The organism is Cellulophaga algicola DSM 14237 (assembly GCF_000186265.1).
GTDB lineage: Bacteria > Bacteroidota > Bacteroidia > Flavobacteriales > Flavobacteriaceae > Cellulophaga > Cellulophaga algicola.
This window is the reverse complement of record NC_014934.1, coordinates 4,007,359-4,029,327: the sequence shown is the minus strand read 5'-3', so window position 1 is coordinate 4,029,327 and position 21,969 is coordinate 4,007,359. Positions and strand designations below refer to the sequence as shown.

Below are 21,969 nucleotides of genomic sequence, written 5' to 3'. Positions count from 1 at the left end.
TTATAGGGTATAATATTCTAAATTAAATAAGGCAATTAAATATTGGTCTAAGGCTTCAAGAGCTTCAATTTCTATAGCTGTAGCATCTTTAATAATTAGCGTAAATCCAGTATACTCAATTGCACCTTCTTTGTATGCCAATAATGCACCATTCCTTTGCTCATTTGCTAAAGGGAGTGATTCTTGCTCATAAAATAACCAAGCATTTTTCCATTTTACATAGGATTGAATTGCTTGGGCATATGCTGCTTTAACTTGTTTGTTTTTAAACGTAGCTTCTGTTTGTGCTATTTGCTCTTCTATTTTTGAAGCTTTGATACGGCTCCGATCACTACCTGAAAAAAAAGGCACTGAAATTCCTGCTTGATAGCTATAAAAACCACTCACATTATTTACTTTCTGCAAACCACCTTGAATAGTAAACTTAGGCAATAGATTTGCTTTTGCAACCTTATAATTCGCATGCGCTTCTTCTACACGTAGCTGTGATTTAACAATTTCTGGATGGGAATTATCTGCTTGTGTTACATCCAAATCAAAAAAATTATTTGGATTAAAATTATCTGGAACAGTATAAAACGTATCAGAAACAAACCATAGGTTAAGTTTTTGTAGTGAAATAAGATAATCTTGCTGTGCTTGCTGGTACTTATTTGCAATTTGTAATGCCTGATTTTTTGCCGCGGCATATTCTAACCTAGATATTGCTTCTACTTCAAAATTTAGGGCTACTGCTTTTGAAAATTGCCTATAAATAGCATCAAGTTCATGATACAAATTCACTTTCTTCTTTTGTTGAAAAACGTCTGACCAAGCATTTTTTACATGTTGAGCTACTTGAATTTCTGTCAGCGTATAGGAGGCTTCAGCAAGGGCTACACGTTTATTTTGTAATCGTTTTTTAGCAGCTATACCCAATATGTCTATATTCTGCTGCCCGATTCCTATTAATGTATATATCCCTTGTTCCTCTGAAATTTCTTCTCCACTCGTAAAAATTTGAGTACTCCCAAAATCATAAGCACTTGATTTTAGCACTTGCTGCCGTTCTATCTCTAACCTTTCTGTTTGTAATAATGGATAATTACGTCGTGCTATGACAACAGCACTATCCAACGTAATTTCTGGATATGAGGCCTTCTTTGTAGGTTCCCTATTTTTAACAGACTCAATTTCCTGAGCATTCGCTAGTGGAAAAATAAAGAGAAACAAAATGATCCCTATAGGTCGTAATGATTTTAAATTCATTTGTTTTTTATGAGCTGTTCTACGTTCTACCCATTGATAAAAAATTGGAAGAATAAATAATGTCAATAATGTAGAGGTAAGCAAGCCACCAATAACTACGGTTGCTAATGGCCGTTGCACTTCTGCTCCTGCAGATGAAGAAATTGCCATGGGTAAAAACCCTAAAACATCTGTAAAAGCAGTTAACATAATTGGGCGTATTCTACGTCTAGTACCTTCTATAATTCTGGTTTTTAAATCGGTTACCCCTTCGTCTTTTAATTCATTTAAACCACTAATCATGACCAGTCCGTTTAGTACGGCTACTCCAAAAAGCACAATAAAGCCAACCCCTGCCGAAATACTGAATGACATGTCTCTAAACCACAATGCGAATACACCCCCAATGGTTGCCATAGGAATAGCAAGGTAAATCATTACCGTTTGGGGGAGGGATTTGAGTGCAAAATAAATCAATATAAAAATCAACAACAAAGCAATAGGAACTACTGTTTGTAGTTTGTTACTCGCACGTTCTAAATTTTCAAAAGCACCACCGTATCTAATAAAGTAACCTGGAGGCAATTCAAATTCAGCATCAAGTCTAGTTTTAATATCTTCTACAACAGATTTTACATCGCGGTCTCTAATATTAATCCCTACGTAAGTCCTACGGTTCGTATTATCACGGCTTATTTGCATAGGCCCTGATTTATAGGAAACCTCTGCCAACTCTCTAAGGGGTATCTGTGCTCCTGAAGGTAGGCTTATATATAAATTTTTTACATCATTTATACTTGCTCTATTGGCTTCTTGAAGTCGTACTACCAAATCAAATCTTTTTTCACCTTCAAAAATTACTCCCGCTTTACCGCCTGCAAAAGCAGACTGAACTATTTGATTTAACTCCTTAATAGTTAAACCATATTGGGCTACTTTATTCCGATTGTAATGAATTGTAATTTGTGGTAAACCATCAATGGCTTCTACCTTCATATCGGCAACGCCAGGAATAGTAGCTATTATTTTACCCATTTCTTCTGCTTTGCTAGCGAGTACTTCTAAATCCTCGCCAAAAAGCTTGATGGCTACATCTTCTCGCACCCCCGTAAGTAACTCATTAAACCTCATTTCCATAGGCTGGGTAAATTCAAAATTTACACCTGGAACAGTACTAATAGCTATTTTCATTTTAGCTACTAATTCATCTTTAGAATCTGCAGATGTCCATTCACTATTAGGTTTTAAAATAACAAACACATCGGCTATATCCATAGGCATAGGATCTGTTGGTACATCTGCAACACCAATACGGCTAATAATAGATTCTACTTCAGGAAATTCAGACTTTACAATACGTTCAATTTTTGTAGTAGTTTCAAGTGTTTCGCTGAGGGAACTACCTGGTTTTAAAATAGCATGAAATGCTACATCTCCTTCATCCAATTGTGGAATAAACTCACCTCCCATTCTAGTAAATAAAAAAACTGCGAACACGAAAAACAGCATAGCACTCGTAATAATAATTTTACCTTTAGTTAGGGCCTTAGTTACTATTTTTTCATAAATACGCTCTATCCAATGCACAAATTTATCTCCATAAGATGCTTTCTTTGTTTCTGGAACTTTTAAAAACAAGGCAGAGATCATTGGTACATATGTCAAACACAAAACCATAGCACCAATCATCGCAAAAATAAAGGTTAGGGCCATAGGCCTAAACATTTTCCCTTCTACCCCTTCTAATGCGAGTATGGGCAAAAAAACGATTAATATGATTAGTTGTCCAAAAAAAGCGGCATTCATCATCTTTTTAGAAGATTTTGCTGCTATTTCATCCTTCAAGGCTTGTTTGTTTGTGTTAGCATTAGATTCAGAACCAGTATCTGTTATTTTCTTTTTAGTACTGTGAGAATACATTAGAAATACGGTAGCTTCTACGATAATTACAGCACCATCTACAATAATACCAAAATCAATAGCACCCAAACTCATCAGGTTTGCCCATACATCAAAAACATTCATTAATATAAAAGCAAACAAAAGCGATAATGGAATTGTAGAGGCTACAATTAAGCCCCCGCGCCAATTACCTAATAATAAGACTAAAACAAAGACTACGATTAATCCTCCTTCTAATAAATTTCCCTTTACAGTACCGGTAGTTTTAGATATTAGTTCACTACGATCTAAAAAGGGCACGATGTGTACTCCTTGGGGTAAGGATTTTTGAATTTGAGCTATCCGGTCTATTACATTTTTAATAACCTCATTTGAGTTTGCTCCTTTTAGCATCAAAATCATTCCGCCTACAGCTTCGCCTTTACCATCTTTGGTTAATGCTCCATAACGCACAGCACTGCCCGTACTTACTGTTCCTACATCTTTAATTTTTATAGGAATATTATTTACTGTTTTTACTACGATGTTTTCAATATCCGTTGTAGTTCTTGCAAGTCCTTCACCTCGAATGAAATTTGCTTGATGGTTGCGTTCAATATACGCACCTCCAGTATTTTGATTATTATTTTCAAGCGCCGAAAAAATTTCTAAAATTGTAATCCCTATGGCGCTAAGTTCATTAGGGTTAACAGCTACTTCATACTGTTTTTGATTTCCACCAAATGCATTTACTTCTACAACTCCTGAAACCATAGACATTTGCCTGCGTACAATCCAATCTTGAATGGTACGCAAATCTGTAGTAGTATAGGTTTTTTTCATTTCCTCATCAACTTCTAAGGTATACTGATAAATTTCACCTAATCCGGTAGCTATTGGACCCATTGTGGGTTCTCCAAAACCTGCTGGAATTTGATCTTGTACCTCTGGAAGTTTTTCTGCGACTAATTGACGTGGTAAATAGGTCCCTATTTTATCATCAAAAACAATAGTGACTACAGAAAGTCCAAATCTAGAAACAGATCTTATTTCCTGCACATTGGGTAAATTACTCATGGCAATTTCTACTGGATACGTAACAAATTGTTCAATATCTTCTGTCCCTAAATTGGGTGACTGGGTGATTATTTGTACCTGATTATTCGTGATATCTGGCACAGCATCTATAGGAACTTGGGTCATACTCCACACACCTAATCCTATAAGTGTAAGCGTAAACAACCCAATAATAAATTTATTATTGATTGAAAAATCAATGATTTTATTAATCATAGAAAGGGTATTAATTCAGTTAAAAAAAGTGATGCTTTCGTGAAAAAGTAAAAACTAAAGCAAAGAGTATGCTTTAGGGTTAGGACGTATGTATCCCAACAAAAACTGAATTATGCTTGTGGAGGTTGAAATAAGGAAATCTGAATATCTTTACCTTGCTTCTTAAAATTGCCTAGGATTTCATTAGAAATAAATCCATTAAAAGGTTCAAAAACAATTAATTCAAAATTAATACTATGAACATGGCAACAATGACAATGACAAAATGGAGAACAAAGATCTTGAGAAGAATGGTCATGATCTGCATCTGCCACTTGTGAAAATGAAGCCTGCGTCTCGCTATTTTCTTGTATCGTATCTGCACAAGGCACAAAGTTAAGTGCCAACAAATAAATAGATAATATGCTTAAGATTATTTTCACAATGCAAATGTAAAACATTTACGATGCAATTGCAGTGCAAAAGGAATAAGAGAATTACAAATTAAATCTATTATGAGTTTACTATCTTAGATTTCTTTATAGAAAAAATACAACTGAAACAAGAACCTTTTATGAAGTATATACTTTTATTAATCGTTTACTTTCTTTCATTTCAAGGTTTTTCACAATTTAATGTGCGAAATTATAGTAAAGATTATAACCTTGATGGAGTTCTCGACACGTTATATTCTCACTATGATGGAGGTTCTTCCTTTGGAGGAACTTATGTGAAAATAACCAATGGAAAAACAAAGGAGATTTTGGAATACGATAGTTTTGGTCCCTATGCAATGATTACTCAAGTTGTTTCAATGCAACCAAATTTTATACTTAAAAAAAATAAATCCTTTTTAAATATTCTAAAAAAAAATTATTTACCTATAGAAAGAAAAAAACCCGATTCTTCTTTAATCTGGATTCTCAACGGCTTAAAAAACAGCAAGGAATTAACAGATAATCCTTATTTTAATTTTATTATTTATTCTAAACCGGAGTGGATAAATACTAAATTTAAGTTAGCAAAACCTTATTACATTAACAATTCAAAATCAGAATTAATAACTTTATTAGGAGAGCATATATATGATGATTCCTATAATGAAGATTATAACACTCACCTATTATCCTATAATCCTTCTGTACTCTTTTCAAACTCTGGAACCCCTAAAATTACCGACTTCGAAACTGTAATAAGTTCTGATACTCTTGAAATTCTAAAATCGGCGCATAGTATTATTTTAAAAAAAGAAAAACGCTACAAATGGTTATTCATCACTTCAGGTAGATTAACAGATGCACCTGATAGATTACGCTATAAATCAATAGAAAAAATAGTAGTGGTGGGTAATTACCTTATTTTTCAACACGTATTACCGCCTACTCGTAGGTATCAAATATTTGTAATAAATATAACTACAGGAATTTGTGGTCGTTTAAAGTTTGATACCATGAATTCTCGCGAATTTAATAGTGCTGAAAATGGTGCATTTATAATAAAAGAAGACCATCTTATTTTATACGATGATGCAGCTTATGATGAACCTTTAAAAACTATAGAACTTAAAAAGTTATTCGAAACATTAGAAAAGCAAGCTACAACTAAATAACATGTTGATATCAATCAATATACGTATTAATAGAACACTCTAATTTACAATCTCTTACCAGCATTTTTTTAAAACCTACAGCTAAATCATAATTCTCAAAAATTAGAGCTTCAGTAATACTCGTACTCAATACTAATTGCCTTAAGAGATACTCTACAACATACTTGTTGTCTGCAGTAAAAAGAACATATTTGCAAGTGTCCAATAGTGTACTTTAAATTAAGTGTTAATTTTCAAATGTATAAAACCGTTTGTAAATATAGTCTAGTAAGAATTAGCAGGTTTATATTCTTTAAGAAACTAGTCAAAAAACACTATTTTTAGGGGTAAGTTACATTTATCTAGAGAGACTAATGGCTAGTTGGTGTACTCATAACATATAAAATGCAGTAATGAATTCTACTTTTTACATAAAAAACATGGTCTGCAATAGATGTATTGCCTCTGTATTAGAGGTTTTTACTTCAGAAAATTACGAGGTTACTACTATTGAGTTAGGAAAAGTGTCTGCACTATCTAGCGCTCAGAGCCAAAAGAAAAAACTATCTAATCAATTAAAAGCACTTGGTTTTGAGCTGATACAAAATGATGACGAGGCCATCATAGAGCAATTAAAAGTAAAACTAATTCAAAAAATTCACAAAGAAAATACGACACATTTATTTGCGCTAGTTGCTAAAGAAATGGGGAGAACAGAAGCTTACTTGAGTAAGTTGTTTAGCAAGTTAGAGGGGCTTACTTTAGAAAAATACACCATCAATCTAAAAATTGAAAAAGTAAAAGAATACATACAATTGGGACAATTAAATTTTTCTGAAATTGCTTATGCTTTAAATTATAAATCGAGTAGCCACTTGTCGAGACAATTCAAAACAATTACAGGGATGTCTATGAGTACATATAAAAATTTAGAGCATTGGAATAGAAAAAAACTAGACCAAATTGTATAAATAAGAATCCGAATTATGTAAAGCTTTCTCAAGGCTTCTGTTTAGCTTTACACTATAAAATTAAAGCAAATGGAACACACCTATCCTATTCACGGAATGAGTTGTAATGGCTGTAGAGCACATGTTGAAAAAACGCTTTCTAAAGTTGATGGCGTAAGTAGTGTATCTGTAGATTTAGATAAGGCTGAAGCCACTATTGCTATGGATTCTCATATCTCCTTAGAAACTTTTCAAGAAGCATTAGCTGCCGACGGGGGTGGTTATAGCATTCATAAGCCAGGAGATCACCAGCATACAAAAGAAGAAAAAGTAAAAAAAGCTACAGGTCAAGGTACTGGCACATTTTATTGCCCTATGCATTGCGAAGGAGATAAAACCTATGACAAACCTGGAGATTGTCCCGTATGCGGAATGGACTTAGTAGAGGAACAAAATTTAAGCGTTTCCAATAGTGAACAATGGACGTGCCCTATGCATCCAGAAGTTATTAGGGATGAACCAGGTAGTTGTCCTATTTGCGGAATGGATTTAGTTCCGATGCAACCTGATACTTCTGCAGAGGAAAAGACCTATAAAAAACTTTTGAGAAAATTCTGGATAGCTTTTGGTTTCACACTACCCATCTTCATCATTGCGATGAGTGAAATGATACCAAACAATCCTTTATATAACCTGCTAGAACAAAAATGGTGGAATTGGATACAGTTCTTATTATCTATCCCTGTTGTTTTTTATGCTACTTGGGTATTTTTCCAAAGAGCCTATAGAAGTGTAAAAACTTGGAACCTAAATATGTTCACGCTAATCGGTATTGGTGCAGGTGTTGCTTGGATTTTTAGTTTTTTCGGAATGTTATTTCCAGACTTTTTTCCTGCACAGTTTAAAACAGAAACAGGAGCTGTACATGTGTATTTTGAAGCTGCAACGGTGATTCTTACGTTAGTTTTAATGGGACAAGTGCTAGAAGCTAGAGCACACAGCAGAACAAACACTGCGGTAAAAGAGCTATTAAAATTGGCACCTAATAAGGCACTCCTGGTGGTTAACGGTGAGGAAAAAGAGGTTTCTATTGATAAAATAAAAAAAGGAGATATTCTAAGGGTTAAGCCAGGAGAAAAGATTCCTGTAGATGGTGCTATTATAGAAGGGGATACAAGTGTTGATGAATCCATGATTTCTGGAGAGCCTGTACCCGTTAGTAAAACGGTAGCGGATAAGGTGAACAGCGGAACAATTAACGGAAATCAGTCATTCTTAATGGAAGCCGAAAAAGTAGGGAATGAAACCCTTTTATCGCAAATTGTAAAAATGGTAAACGATGCAAGCCGTAGCCGTGCTCCTATTCAGAATTTAGCAGATAAGGTTTCTGGGTATTTTGTTCCTGTTGTAGTTTTTATTTCAGTTGTTACTTTTATTGTTTGGGCAATTTGGGGACCAAATCCTGCTTATGTTTTTGCTTTAGTAAATGCTATTTCTGTATTAATAATTGCTTGTCCTTGTGCATTAGGTTTAGCAACACCCATGTCTATTATGGTGGGTGTGGGTAGTGGTGCTAAGAATGGTGTTTTAATAAAAAATGCCGAGGCTTTAGAGATCATGGATAAAGTTGATACTTTAATTGTAGATAAAACAGGTACGATTACTGAAGGAAAACCTACCGTTGAAAAAATAGGTGTTGTGAGTGATTTATCTGAGAAAGATGTCCTAAAATTTATTGTCGCATTAAATAATCAGAGTGAACATCCGCTTGCGGCTGCGACCTTAAAATATGGTAAAGAACAACAGGCTGAAGTAGTAACCATAGAAAAATTCAATGCAGTAACAGGCAAAGGGGTTGAAGGAGAAATTAAGGGTGAAAAAATCCGCTTAGGAAATGAAAAAATGATGGCGCATGCTGATGCTAAAATTCATAAAAATATAGCCGATGAAGTACTTACGTATCAAAAAGAAGGAAAAACAGTATCCTATCTTGCTGTAGGCACAACTGTTGTTGGGTATGTAGTTATTGGCGATAAAATAAAGACGACTAGCGCACAAGCAATCAAGGAATTACAAGACAAAGGTATTGCCGTAATTATGCTTACGGGAGATAATCGCGAAACAGCAGCCGCAGTTGCAAAACAATTAAATTTAACCGATTTTAAAGCGGGTATGTTACCCGAAGATAAATTAAATGAAGTAAAAAAATTACAAGATGATGGGCATATTGTAGCCATGGCCGGTGACGGAATAAATGACGCCCCTGCCCTAGCACAAAGTAATGTTGGGATCGCTATGGGTACCGGTACTGATGTGGCTATTGAAAGTGCTATGATTACTTTAGTGAAAGGAGATTTACACGGTATCGTCAAAGCTAGAAGCTTGAGTGAAGCCGTCATGAAAAATATTAAACAGAATTTGTTTTTCGCTTTAATTTACAATACCATTGGTATCCCTATTGCTGCAGGCGTATTATTTCCGTTTTTCGGGATGTTATTATCTCCAATGATAGCAGCATTAGCCATGAGTTTTAGCTCTGTATCGGTTATAACCAATGCCTTACGATTAAAAAGTGTAAAAATAGATTCCTAAAGGAAAGAAAAAAATGAATAGTATTTCTGAAAAAGAATTAGCAGCTATTGAAGCTGTAAAATTTATTAAAAATAATATGACCATAGGTTTAGGAACAGGGTCTACAGCTGCCTATATGATTACGCATTTAGGAGAACGAATAAAAAAAGAAGGCCTGATTATTTACGGAGTTCCTACTTCAGAAGCTACTGAAAAATTTGCGCTAAAAAATGGTATTAAAATCCTATCGTTAGAAGAAGTAAAAAAAATAGACATTACTATTGATGGTGCAGATGAGTTTGATACTTACCTTCAATTAATTAAAGGCGGAGGTGGCGCATTATTAAGAGAAAAAATAATTGCATCAAACTCTGAATTCAACATCATAATTGCCGACTCTGGTAAACAAGTATCTCGCTTAGGAGCATTTAGACTTCCGATTGAAACCGTCCCTTTCGCAACTAAAAAAATAGCAGATCAATTACATCAAAAAGGCTTAGACCCTATACTAAGAAAAAAAGGAGAAACAGTATTTTCGACAGACGAAAAGAATTACATTTTAGATGTAAATATTTTACCTTTCTATAATTTAGAATCTCTAAACCAAGAATTAATCGCTATTCCTGGAATTGTAGAAACCGGCTTATTTTTAACTACAACTGACTTAGTACTAATGGGAAAGGGGTCCAAAGTAATTCATTTTAAAAAAAATAAACCAAATAAAAAAAATCGTAAAACACTGATTAATAGCGCTCTAATTATTTGTTAATAAGTAATAAACCACTACCCTAGTCTAAAAACGATGTTCGGCTTATTTTTGCAAACTTTAGATAAGCATGGATAGATTAAAGATTGGAGATAAAGTATACAATACAAAACAAGATGGTTTTGATGATTTCATTAGATATTCATTTTCTGAAGTAGAAAAATTAACGAAGACTTTAGCTATCTTGAAAAATGGCACTCGCTTATACAATGAGCCAAAAATCTCCTTCATCACAGAAGATATTGGATACTCTGTTGCGAGACAAAGAGGAACACATTGGCATTTAGTTTCCTTACAAGCCATACGCAATGCTCAAATAGAAAATGAAAAAATAGCAGCTTACGATTGGTTTGAACAAAAGAAATTCTCTTTGAGAGAAAAACAATGGATTTATACCAAGTTTAAAGAAAATAACCAACAGTAATAATTTAGTTATTTACTATTACCATTACTTCTTTTAGTGTAATTCTATGGCTATTTATGATTTGGTTTTCCCTATCGTATTTAAATATTTTACGATCATTTGATAATTTGTAATTGCAAATATGATAAATGTAAATAGCATTAAAATCCAAATAATAAACATTTTGGATCCTGGAACGTCAGAGAATAGAAGTATCATTTGAGTGATAAACCCGACCAACCACGTCAATACAATTATAACACCCACTACTCCCATTGCCTTATCAAGTTTTAATGTTAGCCCCATTTTTCTTAAAATCATAGATGGAATTAATAAAATAAAAGACGTAAAAATATATCCAAAAGCTGCCCACATAACCATTAACATTGGGGTTTTCTCAAATAAAAGTACTAAATCAATAAATTTAAAACTGAATTCCGTCATATTTTTTTTCTAAAGCGGTGATCTGTAATAAGGCCTTTTCTTTATACCCTAATAATTTTGCTAAAATAACGGGAGGGAATTCTGCAATTCCAATATTAAACATAGTAATGCTTTCATTATAAAATTCTCTGCGATCGGCAATAGCATCTTCTATTCCAGAAACCCTTTGCTGTAGCATGGTAAAATTTTTATTTGCCTTTAAGTCAGGATAATTCTCTGAGATCACAAAAATGGAATTTACCAATGCATCCATTTGATTTGATAACCCTATCTTTTCTTCTTGCTTGTTGGAGCTAAAATAAGAAGTTCTAAGTTCTGTAAGTTTTGTAAGCGTAGCTTCTTCATAATGCATGCTTTCTTTAACAACTTTAATCAGATTTGGAATCTCATCTGCACGCTGTTTTAAAAGCACATCAATATTAAAAAATGCCTTATCTACATTGTTTTTTAGCATAATTAATTTGTTATAAGAAGAAATAATTACACTAATTATACCTACGATTAATAAAGCAATAATGGAATACGAAATTAATGGACTCATTTTTTTTATTTAGTTAGTTGGTTCAGAATCTTGATATGGTGAATTATAAGGATTATTTGCTCTTTGTGGATTAAAGTCTTCATTTTCTTCATAGGAACCGTCAGTTTCCGTAGCGCTATCATATTCAATTTCATAGATGGATTCCGTTTGATTTGAATCGAAAAATTGTGGTTCGCTAATACTTATTTTATGTTTTGTAATATCTATAGGTGTCACTAATACTACCGCTACTAAAAAACCAAAGAATGAGCAAAAAAGTGTAAGCGAATTTAACAATGGTTTAAACGTATTATAATGTTTTACATTTTCTGAAGGAGCAATTGCAAATACTTTTTTTATATTTTCATACTCAAATATTGGTTCATTATCGGACTGTATACTTGCCTTTCCTATAAGTAACACACTATCATTTTCTTGCAATAAATATTGGGTATATCGTTTACCTGACCCTATATATGAATCATATTCTGATACGTATACAAATTCTATTTTATCTGGTATTACCTTAATAATTCCTGTCTCGTCTAAGACATAAAATGTATTACATTTAATCTCATCAAAAATACTACTGTAGCTTTTGTCTCCATCTTTATCCGTACTAATATTTTCTATTTTATACCTATACCCAATACATGGTATGGAACCTATGGGCGATTCTAAATGCTCAATGGTTCTTAATTTTCCTTCAATTTCCGCTAAGCCCATTGCCACAGATCTAATTTTAGAGGTAGGCAGCGTACTTTGGTATTTTAAGAATCTACTTTTAGTATTGGGTAGTATAAATTTTAGAAATGGAATGGCAAAAAGCAAAAAGAAAATGGCATAAAAGCCAACGTAATATAAAGCAATTATAACTACTAAAACAGCTAGGTAACCTAGAAGTTTCTTCCAGATAGGTGTTGCCTCAATATCATATTTTTTATTAATTTTATCTTGTTCTACACGAGCCTTCTTTACGCCTGATATTCCGGAATATATCATTCCTATAAAGGCTAGAATAAATACAGAAATAAAGAGTAGGGCAAACATTACATAAGTAATGGGCCTATAAATTAAACTAGAAAGTAATACAAGTAGTGGGTTGATAACAAAAAATAACCATCCATTAAATTTGGCTTTAAAAAGCCCTGAAAAAATAACGGTATGAAATAGGGCCACGAAGCAACTAAAAATCATCAAAAAAATAATTCCCGCTGTTGTTACCTCATTTTTTGTTAATAATTCTAAAGTTTCATTCATCTACTTTAGTTACTAACAAATATTCATAATTGTTTTCTTGAACCGCATATTTTCCATTTAATTCATCAAAATTACTATTAAAAAGCAATAAATCATCCTTAAAATTCCATTTCCCTATAGTCGTTAAAGTATCATTAGCTTTCCGAATAGTACTTTTCCCTGTTTTATCTCCATATTGAATAATTTTAGTAGCTGCTAAACTATGTGTAGTAGATAAGTCTAATTCTATTATTTTTTGAACAATACTATCGGGTAAGTTTTTAGATTGATTATAATAGGAATCGCTACTGTACTTGTAATATTCATCATAAATTCTAGAACAATGCTGCAATTTACAAAGCTCCATGAAATTAGATTTTATAATGTAGAGGCTATCTAAATTTTTGGTAGCAGCGACTTTCCATTTTTGACTTAAAAAAGTAGTATCAATTTTGAAGTGCTCTTTTTTTAAATGGAGTGTATCCAATTTCCAGTGGGTTCCTTTTTTTGCTCCCCCTCCCCGGCTATTAAAATTTTCAAATACAGTCGTGGTGTAATTTGCTTTAGAAATTTGTTCCCTCACGAATAATGGAGGTGCCTCCATGACTAAAAGTTCTGTAATAAAAAAATAATTTTTTCTAATTTCCTTTAAATAAAAAGTCCCATTATGATCTGTTACTGTTTCACCAACCAAACAACTATCTATAGGGTTTCCATTAAAATCTACAATAGTTCCTGATAGGGCTGGCCGCACTAATCTTGAAATACAAGAACTGCATACTACTAAAACGCTAATGAAGATTATTATTTTTCTCATAAAAATAGATATGCCTCGTAATTAAACACAAATATAAAAAACGGAGCTTCTATTTTTTTAGTATGTAAATAAGGACAAACTATCGCTTAATTCCTCAGAAAATCCTGTAAATTAATATTCCTACCGATAAAGATATACCAAACACCTATAGATAAAAACATTTCATACTATTTAAAGAACTTATAAATTTAATTAGGACTAGTTTAAGGCTAATAATTAAAACTCAAACCCATGAAAAATCTAAAAACCTACTATGTTATTTCTTTGGTAATTTTCTCCTTAGCTATGCTAGGAGCTGTCCTTAATAGCATTGTTAATTACGATGCCATTGTTCTGAAAATTATAAAACTAGGGTACCCTACTTCTGTTTTACAAATACTAGGTGCTGCTCAAGTTATTGGTATCAGTATTTTAATTTTTAACAAAACCAATTGGATTCGGGAATGGGCCTATGCAGGCTTCTTTATGAACCTCTTTTTTGGAATTGTTGCACATCTACTGGCTAAAGATGGTAACGGAGCTACCGCCGTTGTTTGCTTAATAATATTACTGATTAATTATGTAGTTTATAAAAAAATGAAGGGAATAAAAAAGCAAGTAAGAAAACAGAAACAATATGAGCCTATTTTAAAAAAGGTAGTGTAAAAAAAATAAAAGCCGACAAAGAATTTGTCGGCTTTATAAATTATAAGAATGTAGCAAAGCGCTCAAAATGGCAGGTATATCCATTAGGCCTTTTCAATAAAAAATCTTGATGTTCTGGTTCTGCTAACCAAAAGGTGGTGTAAGGCTCTAAGGTTGTTACGGCATCTCCTTCCCATCGTCCTGATGCATTTACAATAGCAATAACCTCTTCGGCTATAGCTTTCTCTTCTTCATTTTGAATGAATATTGTTGATCTGTAACTAGCACCACGATCATTTCCTTGTTGGTCTACAGTTGTTGGGTTATGAATTCTAAAGAAATAATCTAATATTTCTTTAAATGATGTTTCTGTAGGGTCATAGGTAAGTTCTATTCCTTCTGCATGGCTCGTATGATTATGATAGGTAGGGTTTTCATTTTCGCCACCAATATAACCCACCTCAGTATCTTTTATGCCTGGGCGAACTCTAAACAAATCTTCCATTCCCCAAAAACATCCACCGGCGATATATGCTTTTTTTAATGCACTCATAATTTTAATGTTCTATATTTTGAATAAATTCTTGTTTTAACTTCTCTATTTTAGGTGCTATAATACCCCTACAATAGGCCGCTTCTTTATTTTTAGTAAAATAGTCTTGATGGTAGTCTTCCGCTTTAAAAAAACCGCGAAATTCAGCCAGTTCTGTACGGATGTTTTTAGCATGTTCCATACGCATTTCTTGTAATATGTTTAGCGAAACTTCTTCTTGCTCCTTAGAATGATACAGCACTATAGAACGATATTGAGAACCATAATCTCCCTTCATATACGTATCTAAGGTAGGGTTATGGTTGCTCATAAATAATTTAAGAACATCACTAAACGTTATACGTGTGGTATCAAACCTTACTTGAATTACTTCAGCATGCCCTGTTTTACCAGAACACACTTCTCTGTAGGTTGGTATTCCTGGACAATTACCTCCTGCATATCCAGAAACTACATCCTTAACACCTTCTATATGTCTAAAAACTGCTTCTAAACACCAAAAGCAACCACCACCAAATGTAGCCGTTTCTATTTTTGACATACCGTTTTAGTTTTATTTTGCAACTGAAGTATCTAATACCATCGATTCTGAATTTACGCAATAACGCAAACCACTTGGTTCAGGGCCATCAGGAAAAATGTGTCCTAAATGTGAATCGCAGGTATTACATAACACTTCAACGCGAACCATTCCAAAAGATGAATCTTTAATATATTTAATAGCATTCTCTTTTATAGGCTGTGTAAAACTCGGCCAACCAGTTCCTGATTCAAACTTTATAGTAGAATCAAAAAGAGGGGTATCACATCCAGCACAATTATATTGCCCTGCCTCATAACTAGTACAAAGCGCTCCTGTATGTGCTACTTCTGTACCTTTTTTACGCATTACTCTATATTGCTCAGGAGTTAATTGCGCTTTCCATTCTTCCTCAGACTTTTCTACTCGCTTATCTGGCTCAGGGTTTCCTGTTGTAGCAAACGAAATAATATTTTTCCATGTTAACATAACAATTTTTCTTTTTTAACTAATTCAATTTTTCGCCTAAATATACTTCAAAAGCTTTAGTCGTAAGTACTCTAATACTAGAAAAATTAGTCGAAAAGGATAGTCAAAACATACAAGTTTGGGAGCGCTATAAACTAAATTAATTATTACATAACTATTCTATGCAGTGTAACCAATGTTACTGACTAGCCCTAAGACTAAAAGTAAATTTGCAATAATAAATCATAGATTGATGAAAAAACATTCCTACATAAGCTTTTTTTTATTCCTTACCGGTTTACTAGTTAGTGCGCAAGATTTAGTTCCAATTACTAAAAGTGAAGTCCAGACTAAAGTGTCTGACCATAATACAGCTATTAAAATTTCTGAAGAAGAATTTAATCAAGCAAGAGCAGATTATAGACAAACCAACGCTGTGTTTTTACCCAACATAACAGCAAGTCATACCGCAATGGCAACCACAAATCCATTAATGGCTTTTGGATCTAAATTAAATCAGGAAATTTTAAGTGCAAATGATTTTAGTCCAGCATTGTTAAATGATCCTTCCCAAATTGAAAATTACGCTACAAAACTTGAAATTCAGCAACCATTACTAAATTTCGATGGCCTTTATCAGCGTAAAGCTGCCAAATCTAAAATGGACGCTATGTCTTTACAAACAGAGCGCACAGAAGATTATTTAATATTTGAAGTAGACAAATCATACATGCAATTACAATTAGCTTACAAAGCAGTGGCCGTTTTAGAAAAAGCCTTAGAAGCTGCAGATGTCAATAAAAAATTAGCAGAAGATAGTTTTAAACAAGGGTATTTACAACGTGCAGATGTATTGAATGTTGAAGTACGGGTTACCGAAATTCAAAATCAGTTACAAAGCGCTAAGAGTAATGTTCAAAATGCATCAAATTATTTATCATTTTTAATGAATGATAAAACGTATGTGGTATACATACCAGCTGATGAATTAACCGTTTCTACTTTGACTATTGAAGATAAAACAGTTTCTGAAAATCGTTCAGATATTAAAGCGATGCAATTAGCGTCAAATGCCTATGAAGCCATGAATAAAGCTGATAAGATGGCCTTTCTACCGCGATTAAATGCCTTTGGTAGTTATGAATTATATGATGATCAACTATTCCAAGGTGATGCCAATGGATATCTATTTGGAGCGCAATTAAGTTGGGATATTTTTCAAGGGTCAAAACGTTTTGGAAAAGCACAAAAAAGTAAATCTGAATTTGAAAAATCTAAATTAGAATACAGTCAATATGTATCACAAAGTAATTTAGAATTGAATAAAGCAAAACGTGCCTTTTTAGATTCCAAAAATAAATTAAAACTAAGTGCATTAGCTATGGAACAATCAGAAGAATCATTGCGTATTAGAACCAATAGATTTAAAGAAGGTTTAGAAAAAACATCAGATTTACTACTAGCCGATACCCAATATGCACAGAAGCAACTAGAATACTATCAAACTATTTTTGAATACAATTACGCACAAGCTTATTTACAGTTTTTAACGAAATAAAATATAGCCTTAATCCTTCCAAGTAAAAGGCGCCAATACGTAACTATAAGAGTTCCTTTTGCTCTGAAAAGCGCTAGGGAAATAAAAAAATAAAACAAAAAATAAAATGAAAAAAACATATACCATCGTAGCATTTTCTTTCGCCTTGCTATTTGCTAGTTGTGGAAGTGAGGATAACAAGCCTGTTGTAGATAATTCATCCGCAATTAATGTAGAAGTCATTCAAGTAGAAACAAATGACACTAGTCCTTTTTTAAGTGCAAGTGGAAAAATACAAGCTACAAATAGTGCAGAATTAAGCACGAGAATGATGGGTTACGTAACTAAAGTTTATGTCAATGTTGGGGATAACGTGCGTAAAGGACAATTATTAGTGTCTATTAATAATAGTGATTTACAAGCCAAAAGAGCGCAAGTAAACGCAGGAATAACAGAAGCCAATGCTGCTTTTAATAATTCCCAGAAAGACTACAACCGCTTTAAAAATTTGTTTGCAGAAAAAAGTGCTTCTCAAAAGGAAATGGATGATATGACCGCAAATTTTGAAATGGCAAAGGCGCGTTTAGAAGCTGCCAACCAAATGAAAAACGAAATCAACGCACAGTTTGCTTACAGCAATATTACGGCGCCTTTTAGCGGAATTATAACTAGTAAAAATGTAGAAGCTGGCAACATGGCTAATCCTGGTGTGCCCTTGATAAGTATGGAAACACCTGGAAATTTTGAAGTGATGGCGATGATTCCTGAGACAGAAATTTCTGCGATTGAAAAAGAAAGTACTGTTGATGTGTTGGTTAAATCAATTCATAAAACGATAAAAGGGAAAGTTACAGAAGTAAGTACTTCCGCTAAAAATACAGGTGGACAATATTTAGTAAAAATAACTTTAGACAAAACAGATGCCAATATTTTATCAGGGATGTTTACAACGGTGCAATTTCCTGTGGAAAGAAAAGCAACGGCTGCAATGGTTTTAATACCTACTGATGCTATCGTAACAAACGGACAATTATCGGGTGTCTATACCGTAAGCCAGAGTAACACTGCAATGTTACGATGGTTGCGCTTAGGAAGAACTTTTGGAGATCAAGTAGAGGTATTATCTGGTTTAAATTCAGACGAAGCGTATATCGTTTCTGCAGATGGTAAATTGTTTAATGGCGTGAAAATTATCCCATCCTCAATCGTTCCCAAAGGGAAGGAAGCCAATTTGGAAACTAAGTGATATAAATATACTTTAAATACTCATGATTGTCGGTTTGAAGAAGCGTTTTCAAGCTATAAAAAATATATTAACTAAAAATAACCCATAACATTTCTCTTTCCTTTGGAAAGGGTTAGGGATAGGAATATGAAAGAAGGAATCGCAGGTAAAATTGCCAAAGTCTTTATGCAGTCTAAGCTTACAGTGCTTTTAATGATTGTATTTATGGTGGTGGGTGTGTACAGTTCGTTTTTAATTCCACGAGAAGAAGAGCCACAAATTGATGTGCCTATGGCAGACATTTTTGTGGGGTATCCTGGAGCAAGCCCTACGGAAGTAGAGTCCCGTGTAATTAAGCCATTGGAGCAATTAATTTCAAACATCAAAGGCGTAGAATACGTATACTCTACTTCCTCGAAAGAACAAGGAATGGTGATCGTGCAGTTTTATGTGGGCGAAGATATTGAACGCAGTTTTGTAAAATTGTACAACGAAATTAACAAGCACATGGATCAAATGCCGGCAGGTGTGACATTTCCATTAGTAAAAACACGTGCAATTGATGATGTACCCATGTTGGGATTAACCTTATGGAGTGAAAATTACGACGATTACCAATTAAACCAAATGGCTCAAGAACTTGAGGCTGAAATTAAAAAAGTTAACGATGTTGCTACGACCCATAAAATTGGTGGTAGAGACCGCCAATTGCGGGTAGTTTTAGATAAAGATAAATTAGCTGCTAGTGGATTAGATTTCTTGTCGGTTTCAGAAATGATTAAAGCAAATAACAGCCAATTAAATGCTGGTAGTTTTGATAAAAATGATACTGAGTTTTTAGTAAATACAGGCGCCTTTTTAGCTTCGGTTACTGATGTAGAAAATTTGGTAGTTGGTGTACAACAAAATCAGCCTATTTATTTAAAGCAAGTCGCTAAAATTATTGATGGCCCAGAAGTACCACAAAACTATGTGAGTTTAGGTTACGGAAAAGGAAGCGTTAAATCGGCTGATTATAAGTCGGAATATCCTGCAGTAACTATTTCTGTTGCAAAACGAAAAGGTGCAGATGCCATGAAAATTGCAGAAGTAATTATTGATAAAACAGATCATTTACGAAGCAATTTAATTCCTGATGATGTTCATGTAGAGATTACCAGAAATTACGGAGAAACAGCATCGCATAAAGTATCGGAATTATTGTGGCACCTTATTGGTTCTATCTTTGCGGTAACCCTTGTCGTGATGTTAGCCATGGGTTGGCGTGGTGGATTGGTCGTGTTTTTATCCGTTCCCATTACGTTTGCCTTAACCTTGTTGAGCTATTATATGATGGATTACACGTTAAACCGTATTACCTTATTCGCGTTAGTATTTGTAACCGGAATTGTCGTCGATGACTCCATTATTATTGCCGAAAATATGCATCGGCATTTTAAAATGAAACGCTTACCGTTTAAAGATGCTGCTTTATATGCGATAAACGAAGTTGGGAACCCTACCATTCTAGCAACATTTACCGTAATAGCATCTGTTTTACCTATGGCTTTTGTCTCTGGACTAATGGGTCCATATATGGCTCCAATGCCTATAGGGGCGTCAATAGCAATGATATTATCTCTGTTTGTAGCCTTAACGATCACGCCTTACTTAGGGTATATTTTCCTAAGAGAAAAAGAGAAGAAAGGTGTAGAAGAAAAACAAGAAAAGCCTATTGAAGAGACGTTAATTTATAGAATTTATAACAAATTTGAACGTCCATTATTAGAAAACAAAGCAAAACGTTGGTTGTTTTTAGGAGGAACATTTTTAGTATTGATGATAACCATGGTGTTATTTTTTACTAAATCAGTTGCCGTAAAAATGCTGCCATTTGATAATAAGAATGAGTTTCAGGTGGTTATTGATATGCCAGAAGGGACAACGCTAGAACGTACAGGTGTTGTAGCACAAGAAGTGTCTCAATACTTATCAACACGACCAGAAGTAGTGAATTATCAAAACTACGTGGGCACCTCTGCTCCAATAACGTTTAATGGTTTGGTGCGCCACTATGATCTTCGTGGAGGAAGCAATATGGCAGATATCCAAGTAAATTTAATAGACAAAGAAGAACGTGATATTCAAAGTCATGGCATTGCTAAAATAATGCGTCCAGATATTCAGAAAATTGCTGCAAAATATAACGCTAATATTAAGTTAGTAGAAGTGCCACCAGGACCTCCTGTACTATCAACAATTGTGGCAGAAGTGTATGGCCCGGATTATAACGAACAAATTAAAATTGCCGATGGCGTTCAAAAGATCTTAAAAAACACAGATGATGTGGTGGATATTGATTGGATGGTTGAAGCAGATCAAACGGAGTATCAATTTGATATTAACAAAGAAAAAGCCATGTTGTATGGTGTTGCACCACAACAAATTGCGTATACCATGAATATGGCAATGTCTAACAGAGCCATTACAAATTTATATGATGAAGATGCGGTTACTCAAGTTGGTTTAGTATTGGCTTTAGATGAAAAGGAGAAATCTACCGTTACAGATATTTCTCAATTGAAAGTGAAATCGACACAGGGAAATATGGTTCCTATTGCAGATTTAGTAACGATTACAGCTAGAACAGCAGCAAAAAGTATTTACCATAAAAACCAAAAACGTGTTGTTTATGTAATGGCAGATATGGCTGGAGAATTAGAAAGTCCGGCGTATGCTATTCTTGGAATGGAAGAAAAATTAAAAGAAATTCCGTTACCAAAAGGCTACGAGTTAAACGAAATGTATTTAGGTCAGCCCGAGTTTGAAGACAATTATACTGTAAAATGGGATGGAGAATGGCAAATTACTTTAGAAGTATTCAGAGATTTAGGAATTGCCTTTTTAGGCGCTATTATCTTAATATACATTTTAATCGTAGGTTGGTTCCAAAACTTTAAAGCACCAATTGTCATGATGGTTGCAATTCCGCTCTCTTTAATCGGAATTATTTTAGGACATTGGATTATGGGAGCATTCTTTACCGCAACATCATTTATTGGGATGATTGCTTTAGCGGGAATTATGGTACGAAATTCTGTTTTATTGATTGATTTTATCAATATAAGAACAGCAGAAGGTGTACCCTTAAAACAAGCAGCTATCGAAGCAGGAGCTGTGCGTACTACACCTATTCTATTAACTGCTGGAACTGTTGTTATTGGAGCTTTTGTCATCTTATTTGATCCAATTTTTCAAGGTTTAGCCATCTCTTTAATGGGCGGAACTATAGTTTCTACGGTGCTTACCTTATTAGTAGTTCCCTTAGTATATTATATGATAGAAAAGAAAAATTATAAATAATTAAATTCTGAGTTGTCAACTC

19 protein-coding genes are annotated in these 21,969 nt (G+C 33.8%); 9 read left to right on the top strand and 10 right to left on the bottom strand.

Annotation, left to right across the window (positions count from 1 at the left end; genetic code table 11):
- Both CELAL_RS17605 and CELAL_RS17600 read right to left on the bottom strand, forming a co-directional pair.
- Positions 1–4,401: a CusA/CzcA family heavy metal efflux RND transporter gene (locus tag CELAL_RS17605; protein ID WP_013552242.1), complete on the bottom strand. Its 4,401-nt coding sequence runs from the start codon at positions 4,399–4,401 to the stop codon at positions 1–3.
- Between the two features lie 110 nt (positions 4,402–4,511).
- Complete coding sequence (locus CELAL_RS17600) at positions 4,512–4,823, bottom strand: DUF6660 family protein (RefSeq protein ID WP_013552241.1); 312 nt, start codon at positions 4,821–4,823, stop codon at positions 4,512–4,514.
- 131 nt (positions 4,824–4,954) lie between these two features.
- On the opposite strand from CELAL_RS17600, the gene CELAL_RS17595 reads away from it, so the two are divergent.
- Entirely contained in the window at positions 4,955–5,989 is a 1,035-nt protein-coding gene (locus tag CELAL_RS17595) for a hypothetical protein (protein WP_013552240.1), read from the top strand.
- 10 nt (positions 5,990–5,999) lie between these two features.
- Here CELAL_RS17595 and CELAL_RS17590 read toward each other — a convergent pair whose 3' ends face one another.
- Positions 6,000–6,194: a hypothetical protein gene (locus tag CELAL_RS17590; protein ID WP_013552239.1), complete on the bottom strand. Its 195-nt coding sequence runs from the start codon at positions 6,192–6,194 to the stop codon at positions 6,000–6,002.
- A 187-nt stretch (positions 6,195–6,381) separates the two neighbouring features.
- Between CELAL_RS17590 and CELAL_RS17585 the strand changes: the two genes are divergently transcribed.
- From CELAL_RS17585 to CELAL_RS17570, 4 genes are all read left to right on the top strand, one after another.
- Positions 6,382–6,939, top strand: a complete 558-nt coding sequence (locus CELAL_RS17585) for a helix-turn-helix domain-containing protein (RefSeq protein ID WP_013552238.1) — start codon at positions 6,382–6,384, stop codon at positions 6,937–6,939.
- 69 nt (positions 6,940–7,008) lie between these two features.
- The gene (locus CELAL_RS17580; protein ID WP_013552237.1) at positions 7,009–9,510 is read left to right on the top strand and encodes a heavy metal translocating P-type ATPase; all 2,502 of its coding nucleotides are present in this window, start codon (positions 7,009–7,011) and stop codon (positions 9,508–9,510) included.
- A gap of 13 nt (positions 9,511–9,523) precedes the next feature.
- Positions 9,524–10,258, top strand: a complete 735-nt coding sequence (gene rpiA / locus CELAL_RS17575; RefSeq protein ID WP_013552236.1) for a ribose-5-phosphate isomerase RpiA — start codon at positions 9,524–9,526, stop codon at positions 10,256–10,258.
- Between the two features lie 67 nt (positions 10,259–10,325).
- On the top strand, positions 10,326–10,679 hold the full coding sequence (locus CELAL_RS17570; RefSeq protein ID WP_013552235.1) for a hypothetical protein: 354 nt from the start codon (positions 10,326–10,328) through the stop codon (positions 10,677–10,679).
- A gap of 54 nt (positions 10,680–10,733) precedes the next feature.
- On the opposite strand, the gene CELAL_RS17565 is transcribed toward CELAL_RS17570, so the two are convergent.
- The 4 genes from CELAL_RS17565 to CELAL_RS21635 are packed head-to-tail and all read right to left on the bottom strand — an operon-like array spanning position 10,734 to position 13,678.
- On the bottom strand, positions 10,734–11,102 hold the full coding sequence (locus CELAL_RS17565) for a hypothetical protein (protein WP_013552234.1): 369 nt from the start codon (positions 11,100–11,102) through the stop codon (positions 10,734–10,736).
- Entirely contained in the window at positions 11,083–11,643 is a 561-nt protein-coding gene (locus CELAL_RS17560) for a LemA family protein (protein ID WP_013552233.1), read from the bottom strand. Before CELAL_RS17560 ends, CELAL_RS17565 begins: the two co-directional genes overlap by 20 nt.
- A gap of 9 nt (positions 11,644–11,652) precedes the next feature.
- Complete coding sequence (locus CELAL_RS21640) at positions 11,653–12,882, bottom strand: tripartite tricarboxylate transporter TctB family protein (RefSeq protein ID WP_013552232.1); 1,230 nt, start codon at positions 12,880–12,882, stop codon at positions 11,653–11,655.
- On the bottom strand, positions 12,875–13,678 hold the full coding sequence (locus CELAL_RS21635; protein WP_013552231.1) for a hypothetical protein: 804 nt from the start codon (positions 13,676–13,678) through the stop codon (positions 12,875–12,877). The genes CELAL_RS21640 and CELAL_RS21635 overlap by 8 nt, the downstream gene beginning before the upstream one ends.
- Before the next feature lie 231 nt (positions 13,679–13,909).
- Between CELAL_RS21635 and CELAL_RS17545 the strand changes: the two genes are divergently transcribed.
- A complete protein-coding gene (locus CELAL_RS17545) occupies positions 13,910–14,323 on the top strand; it encodes a DoxX family protein (protein WP_013552230.1) in 414 nt (137 codons plus the stop codon).
- A gap of 40 nt (positions 14,324–14,363) precedes the next feature.
- Here the strand turns inward: CELAL_RS17545 and msrA (CELAL_RS17540) are convergent, their stop codons facing one another.
- The 3 genes from msrA (CELAL_RS17540) to msrB are packed head-to-tail and all read right to left on the bottom strand — an operon-like array spanning position 14,364 to position 15,864.
- A complete protein-coding gene (gene msrA / locus CELAL_RS17540; RefSeq protein WP_013552229.1) occupies positions 14,364–14,855 on the bottom strand; it encodes a peptide-methionine (S)-S-oxide reductase MsrA in 492 nt (163 codons plus the stop codon).
- Positions 14,856–14,859: 4 nt separating this feature from the next.
- Positions 14,860–15,396, bottom strand: a complete 537-nt coding sequence (msrA, locus tag CELAL_RS17535; protein ID WP_013552228.1) for a peptide-methionine (S)-S-oxide reductase MsrA — start codon at positions 15,394–15,396, stop codon at positions 14,860–14,862.
- Between the two features lie 12 nt (positions 15,397–15,408).
- The gene (gene msrB / locus CELAL_RS17530; RefSeq protein WP_013552227.1) at positions 15,409–15,864 is read right to left on the bottom strand and encodes a peptide-methionine (R)-S-oxide reductase MsrB; all 456 of its coding nucleotides are present in this window, start codon (positions 15,862–15,864) and stop codon (positions 15,409–15,411) included.
- 232 nt (positions 15,865–16,096) lie between these two features.
- Here msrB and CELAL_RS17525 point away from each other — a divergent pair, with 232 nt between their 5' ends.
- The 3 genes from CELAL_RS17525 to CELAL_RS17515 all read left to right on the top strand — a co-directional run bounded on the left by CELAL_RS17525 (position 16,097) and on the right by CELAL_RS17515 (position 21,947).
- Complete coding sequence (locus tag CELAL_RS17525) at positions 16,097–17,401, top strand: TolC family protein (RefSeq protein ID WP_013552226.1); 1,305 nt, start codon at positions 16,097–16,099, stop codon at positions 17,399–17,401.
- A 106-nt stretch (positions 17,402–17,507) separates the two neighbouring features.
- The gene (locus CELAL_RS17520; RefSeq protein ID WP_013552225.1) at positions 17,508–18,626 is read left to right on the top strand and encodes an efflux RND transporter periplasmic adaptor subunit; all 1,119 of its coding nucleotides are present in this window, start codon (positions 17,508–17,510) and stop codon (positions 18,624–18,626) included.
- Positions 18,627–18,752: 126 nt separating this feature from the next.
- Complete coding sequence (locus CELAL_RS17515; RefSeq protein ID WP_013552224.1) at positions 18,753–21,947, top strand: efflux RND transporter permease subunit; 3,195 nt, start codon at positions 18,753–18,755, stop codon at positions 21,945–21,947.
- The last annotated feature ends 22 nt before the right edge of the window (positions 21,948–21,969 follow it).